This window comes from Trichloromonas sp., from assembly GCF_041583255.1.
Lineage (GTDB): Bacteria > Desulfobacterota > Desulfuromonadia > Desulfuromonadales > Trichloromonadaceae > Trichloromonas.
The window spans coordinates 1-6,039 of record NZ_JBFHGD010000201.1 but is presented as its reverse complement, the minus strand read 5'-3'; the positions used below and the strand labels follow the sequence as shown (position 1 = coordinate 6,039).

5 protein-coding genes and 3 pseudogenes are annotated in these 6,039 nt (G+C 60.7%); 1 reads left to right on the top strand and 7 read right to left on the bottom strand.

What is annotated here, in order from left to right:
• From ABYV89_RS13640 to ABYV89_RS13630, 3 genes and pseudogenes are all read right to left on the bottom strand, one after another.
• Positions 1-429, bottom strand: a pseudogene (locus ABYV89_RS13640) (Hsp70 family protein); the annotation flags it as partial.
• Positions 430-451: 22 nt separating this feature from the next.
• The gene (locus ABYV89_RS13635; RefSeq protein WP_432823492.1) at positions 452-1,075 is read right to left on the bottom strand and encodes a DUF2760 domain-containing protein; all 624 of its coding nucleotides are present in this window, start codon (positions 1,073-1,075) and stop codon (positions 452-454) included.
• A 64-nt stretch (positions 1,076-1,139) separates the two neighbouring features.
• The gene (locus tag ABYV89_RS13630) at positions 1,140-1,667 is read right to left on the bottom strand and encodes a hypothetical protein (protein WP_432823491.1); all 528 of its coding nucleotides are present in this window, start codon (positions 1,665-1,667) and stop codon (positions 1,140-1,142) included.
• A gap of 329 nt (positions 1,668-1,996) precedes the next feature.
• On the opposite strand from ABYV89_RS13630, the gene ABYV89_RS13625 reads away from it, so the two are divergent.
• Entirely contained in the window at positions 1,997-4,174 is a 2,178-nt protein-coding gene (locus ABYV89_RS13625; protein ID WP_432823490.1) for a putative bifunctional diguanylate cyclase/phosphodiesterase, read from the top strand.
• Between the two features lie 41 nt (positions 4,175-4,215).
• Here the strand turns inward: ABYV89_RS13625 and ABYV89_RS13620 are convergent.
• The 4 genes and pseudogenes from ABYV89_RS13620 to ABYV89_RS13605 all read right to left on the bottom strand — a co-directional run.
• A pseudogene (locus ABYV89_RS13620) lies at positions 4,216-4,491 on the bottom strand (DUF2238 domain-containing protein); the annotation flags it as partial.
• Positions 4,492-4,738: 247 nt separating this feature from the next.
• Complete coding sequence (locus ABYV89_RS13615) at positions 4,739-4,996, bottom strand: hypothetical protein (RefSeq protein WP_432823489.1); 258 nt, start codon at positions 4,994-4,996, stop codon at positions 4,739-4,741.
• A gap of 104 nt (positions 4,997-5,100) precedes the next feature.
• Positions 5,101-5,508: a DoxX family protein gene (locus tag ABYV89_RS13610; protein WP_432823488.1), complete on the bottom strand. Its 408-nt coding sequence runs from the start codon at positions 5,506-5,508 to the stop codon at positions 5,101-5,103.
• Positions 5,509-5,724: 216 nt separating this feature from the next.
• Positions 5,725-6,039 (bottom strand): annotated as a pseudogene (locus tag ABYV89_RS13605) (hypothetical protein); the annotation flags it as partial.

The window sequence follows — 6,039 nt, the reverse complement described above, 5'->3', positions numbered from 1 at the left end:
GAAGGCCTGGCGCAGATGCTCGAGGTAGCGCCTGGAGGCGGCGAATGGCGAGATTTTGCGCTCGCCCAGGTCCGATTTCCAGGGGAGCAGCGGCTCTTCGGGATTGATCAGGGCGTTGCACAGCCAGGATTTGGCCGAGGTCACCAGCCGCTCCGGCAGCAGCGCCCCGTGGGCGCGGGCGAACTCGCCGACGATGCCGTCGGCGCGGTTGTCGCTTTCCCAGGGGAGGCGGGCCGAGGCACTGTTTTGCTCCTGCTCCAGCGGCAGGTAGAGGTTTGATGCGAGGCTTTCTTTCTCGCCGGTCGCCTGGAACGACAGCAGTTGAGGGATCGGCAGCACTTGCGGCGAGCCCGGCTCCGAAGCTCTGCACCAGGCCAGGGCCGAGTTGGAGGTGCCGAGGTCGATGCCCAGGGCGTAGCGCTTTTCCATAGTCAGAAACTCCAGGGCTGGCTCAACCGATTTCCACTTCGGCCGGGGCGATCACTTCGCGGGCGGTGTCGGTCAGGCGGGGCAGGGCTACCTTGCTGGTTTTCCAGCCGCGGTGTAGAACGGTGCCGGTGAAGGGGGGCTGCTCCGGCACTTTGCCGACCAGCCGGTAGGCGCGGGCGTCGAAATCGGCGGCGAGGCTGAGGGTTTCCCCTTCGTCGCCGAGATGGACGGCCTGGATCTCGAACAGTTCTTTCAGTACCTCGCGGCAGCCTTGATGCACCACCCGGGCGCCGGCACCAATCTCTTCATTGGAGTAGGGGGTGATGTCGTCCATGGCGAAGTCGACCAGCCGTCCTTTTTCCTGCAGGCGGGCGAGAAACTGCACCACCTGGGCCTGGGCCACGCTTTCCGCCGGGGGCTGGGTCACGGCCGGAGCCGCCTTGGCGATCGGGACGGGGGGCGCTTCAGCCGCAGCGGGCTTGCGGCGCAGCAGGCCGATCAGTTGCAGCAGGGCGGCCAGGGCCAGCAGGGCAACGGTGGCCAACTGGAGTTGGCTGTTCATGGCGGGGCTGAGCTGCAGCTGGGCGGAAAAAAACGTCAGGGCGCAGACGAGGGCCAGTCCGGCCAGGGTGAACAGGAGGCTCATGGGTTTTCTCCAGAAAATGAATAAAGAGCAGGCGGGACAATTTCAGCGTCCCGATAGACTAATTTCAGCGTCTTGCCAGTGACTTGTCGGTCAGCGGGCGGGTGAAGGCCTTGGCCACGGTCCAGGTGACTTCGCCCAGGTCATCGCCATCGGTAACGCTCATAGCGAAGCGCCCGGTGGTCATCGGCTTGACGAACATCCCCTCGGTAAAGTCGCGGGTCCAGCGCAAAGAACCGTCCGGTTCTTTGGCCGTCACCCTCAGCACCACACGGGTCAGCGGAATATTGCTGCCGTTGTAGACCTTGCCGAGAAAGGTCCCCTTGCTCAGTCGCGCTTCGACGCTGAGTTTTTCCAGATCCTTGGCGGCCATCTCGAATTCTTCGAGCAGCGGGCGGGGCGCATCGGGGTCTTCGACGGGGATTTTATTCTTGCCGTCGATGAGCCAGGTGCGGCCGCTGCGCTTGTCTACCTGGTAGGTCTGGCCGTCGGCGGCAGTGAGCAGGGAAAAGCGGTTGTTGGACGAGTGAACGAAAAATATCAGTGCCATGCCGGCAACCATGATCGATACGGCGGTGATGAGCGTTTTCTGCATCGGGCATTTCCTGGGTTTGGTTTAACGTTTGATTCTGCTTGAACGATATGGATTCGCGAACGCGTTAAAATAACCCAAGCTGAAAGCCAAGTCCAGTCCGTTGTGCCTGAACGTGGTGGAATGTTTATTGCTTGCGAGCATAGGTTTAATCTGTTGGCAAGGCCTTGAATGCGAATGATTTTGTACCTATGCAACAGCGATCGGGTGGTTATGGGCCGCCGGGAGAGGGCGAGCGTGGTTTCATGGCGCTTTGGCTTGCACCCCGGTTACGTGCTTTGGGCGGGATGGGCCCGTTTTTTCACCACCTGCGCCGGGCGAAAGGGGCAGTAATGGCCATGCGAGGACTGTCGCTGAAACACAAGGTGCAGCTTTTCACCGTGTTGACCGCGTTGCTGACGGCCCTGGTCTGCGTCGGTTACATCTCCTACCGCGAGTGGCGGGAGTATCGCAGCACCAGCGTTGCCAGTCTCTGCGAACTCTCGCAGATGCTCGCCGACCACAGCGGCCAGGCCCTGGCTGCACAGGATGCCGCCACTCTTGGGCAGGACCTTCGCCTGCTGCGCGCTCATCCCGAGATTTCCGCCGCCCGGATACTTGCGGCCGACGGCCGTCTGCTGGCTTGCTACCCTGAGGCTTCTGCCGAAGGCGCGGTTGCCGCCCCGGACAAGACGGGGGCCGGGGAAGACGCCGCGCTGGTGGCGGAAACGACGGTCGACTGGTCTTCCCGAACCGTCGAGATTGCCCGGCCGGTGGATTTCGAAGGGCGGACGGTTGGCTTTTTGGGGCTGACCGCCGACCTGTCCAGGGGGTATGCGGTGATGGTCGAGGATATCGCCTTCGCCGCAGGCGTCATCAGCTCCATGCTGATCCTGTCGCTGCTGCTGGCACTGCGGCTGCAGGCCTACCTTGCCAGGCCGATCGGCAATCTGGCCCGAACCATGGAAGAGGTGTCGTCCTGCCAGGATTACTCCTTGCGGGTTCCTGTTTCAGGCAATGACGAACTGGCCATGCTGGCACGGATGTTCAACGACATGCTTTGCCAGGTGGAACTGCGGGACCGTCGCCTCGCCGAGCATACTTCGCTGCTTGAGGAGGAGGTCGCCCAGCGCACCAGCGACCTCAAGCAGATGGCCGACGAGGCGCATCGACTGGCCTATTTCGACAACCTGACCGGATTGCCGAACCGCCGCATGCTGATCGACCAGTTCGATGCCGCCGTAAAGGAGGCCGCCAGCACCAATTCGGCGGTGGCCCTGCTGTTTCTCGATCTCGACCGCTTCAAGCGCATCAACGATACCCTCGGCCACCACATTGGCGACGATCTGCTTATCGCCGTTGCCGAACGGATCAAGCACTGTCTGCGCACCTGCGACACCGTGTCACGGATCAACAACAGTGAGCCGGCCTGCATCTCGCGCCTGGGCGGGGATGAATTCGTGGTCTTTCTCACCGGCCTGACCTATCCCCAGCAGTCGGGCCGGGTGGCCCATCGCCTCATTCAGGCGATCCGCCAGCCGATATCGGTGCAGGGCTATTCCCTCACGGTAACGACCAGTATCGGCATCAGCCTCTTCCCTGAGGACGGCAGCGACGTGGCGAGCCTGCTCAAGCATGCCGATACGGCGATGTATCACGCCAAGGAAAAAGGGAAGAATACCTATCAATTCTACAATTCGTCGTTGAATGCCACCGCCCTCAACCGCCTGGCCCTCGAGAACGATCTGCGGGTGGCGCTGGAGCAGGAGCAGTTCGTCGTCCACTTCCAGCCGAAGTTCGATACCCTGACCAAAACCCTGACCGGCGCCGAAGCCCTGGTTCGCTGGGAGCACCCCGAAAAGGGGATGATCTACCCCGCCGACTTCATCCCGGTGGCCGAAGAGAGCGGCCTGATTGTTCAGCTCGGCCACAGCGTGCTGCAGCAGGTTTGTCGGAACATGGCGATCTGGGACAAAATGGGGCTGGCGATGGGGGTTATCAGCATCAACCTGTCGGGTTACCAGTTCATACATCCGAACATGGTGGCCAATATTGCCGACGTGCTGGTGGCCACCAATATCGACCCCCGGTTCCTGCAGATCGAGTTGACCGAAAGCATGCTGATGGATACTTCGGGGACGTGCCTCGATATCCTCAACGACCTCAAGTCGCTCGGGTTGCAGCTGGCCATTGATGATTTCGGCAAGGGCTATTCGTCCCTGAGTTATCTCAGGTCGTTTCCCATCGACGTGCTAAAAATCGACCGCTCGTTCATCTGCGAATTGCCGGCTGATTCGCACAATGCGGCGATTACCAGGGCCATCGTCATCATGGCCCACAGCCTGGGGCTCAAGGTCATTGCCGAAGGGGTGGAGCGCAAGGAACACTACGACTTTCTGCGGGAACTCGGGTGCAACGAAGTGCAGGGTTTCCTCTTCGCGCGGCCGTTGCCGGCGCCCCAGTTCACGTCGTTCATGGAAAACTTGCTCCCTCGCGAAAACCATGGCGACAACCTGATTGTGCTCCATTAAGTACGGGGTTCCGAGGTCTCCAGGTATCGTTTTCGCGGGATTTACGCCTTGCTGGAGGGCGGTTTGTGCTGGCCGTTCTGCTTCTTGCGCCAGAGCCGGATGATCTCATCTTCGCCCAGCGGCAGGGTGCCTTTGATGCGCAGGCTGTTCGCCCATTCCCGAGCGAAATCCCGCTGGATGATGTGGTTCAGCGCCAGAGTCAGGAGCATCGCAATCAACGCGCCGAGGCTGGCAAGCCCCATGTCTTTATGCGCATCCCAAACGTCTCCCTGGGTCCCCAGGTAGGCGATTCCCAGTTCCCCGCCAAAAATTTCGGCCACCACCAGCACGTTTTCCAGCAGCCAGCCCTTGCGGGCGAAAACGTCGAAGGCGAGGTAGGCGCACTCGGCCAGAAAGGGGAGCAGCAGCAGCGCCAGGTAGCGGCCGTGGGGGATGGCGGTGAACGAGGGTATGATGGCAGCTTTCCTTTTGGGGCACGTTCGGCCGGGGCTCGGCGGAGCATGAAACGACTCAGTTTACTGCCGGGGCGTTAAATTCCCCCCGCGGTGATTTCGGGAAGATCGCTCAATGTTCAGCACGTCTCAAAAAGGCTATGCAGACAGCTATGATCAGCGCCAGCGGAAGGGCCAGGATGGTAAGCTTGATCAACTCGATCGCGCTGGCGTAGAAGGCCTCTTGTACGGTGAAGCGGCGGGGGAAGAAAGACTTCAGGTAATGGATCTCTTCCAGAGAGTGAAGGCAGGCGGCGCTGACGGCGACCAGGGCCAGCGTCAACAGGCCAATGAAAAAGAGTTTTCTGCCTCTGCCTTCCGTTTTGAACATGAGCCCCCCTTTGCAGATTCTGCATTCCTCCCGCAGCAGCGCTTGCAGATTGAGCCGGACAGGCGTGCAGGCTCCCGGCATGGGCTGTCGGAACCGCAGCGTGATCAGGTAAGTTTTCGGCGTAGCTGGTCGATGCTCCACGGCCCTGCGCCCGCCGCGGCCAGGTAGAGAAACATAAAGCAATAAAGAACGGCCAGTTCCCCTTTATTCACCACCGGCCAGAAGCCCTGGGGGGCATGCGCCATAAAGTAGGCTACCGCCATTTGTCCCGACAGCAGGAACGCGATCGGTCGGGTAAGCAGGCCGACGAGTATCAGCAGGCCGCCGAAGAATTCCAGCACCCCGGCCAATCCGATCAGGGACAACAGCTCGACCGTGACCGTGCCCGGAGCGGCCGGGAAGCCGAAAAGCTTCTGTGCGCCGTGCTGCATGAAGAGAAAGGCGACGATAATTCTCAGGAGGCTCAGCAGGTGGGGGGAGACTTTAGAACAGAAGGAGTCGATGTCTGGCATATATGCGACCTTTCGCGCTGGGGTAACGAGTGACGGTATCCCTTTTCTTCCGGTACAGTATAGCCTCGTGGGTCGTTTTTGCCAGTGCTCAGAAGGGTATCGAAGGGGGGGGCAGGGAAGGAAGGACTGATTTTCTCGGTTAAGGCTAAGCTGTCTCCAGTTTCTCAGCGATACCGCATGGGCGGTAGGGACAGGGGATTTGCCGTCTTCGTGGAGTCAGCCCCGATGGGCCGGGGCAAGGGCTCTTTGGCTCACCCCCTCTTGTAGTTGCCTCTGCTGGACCCATTCCCGCCTCTTGGTACCCAGGTACTCGTCCTTGTCCATTTCATAAAGTTGCTGCGGATACCTGGCCGTCATGTCGTACCAGGCATGCAGCCGGGCTTCAAGTTGTTCATTCTCAGCCAGGCCGATGGTGTCGAGATGGGCCTTCAGTGCGAGGAAATAACGCATGGCGTTGCGCTCGATGATGCCGCCGGTGCCATTCACGTAGTTGGCTTCATCTCCCTGAATGCTGAAGCCGACCTTGTCGCG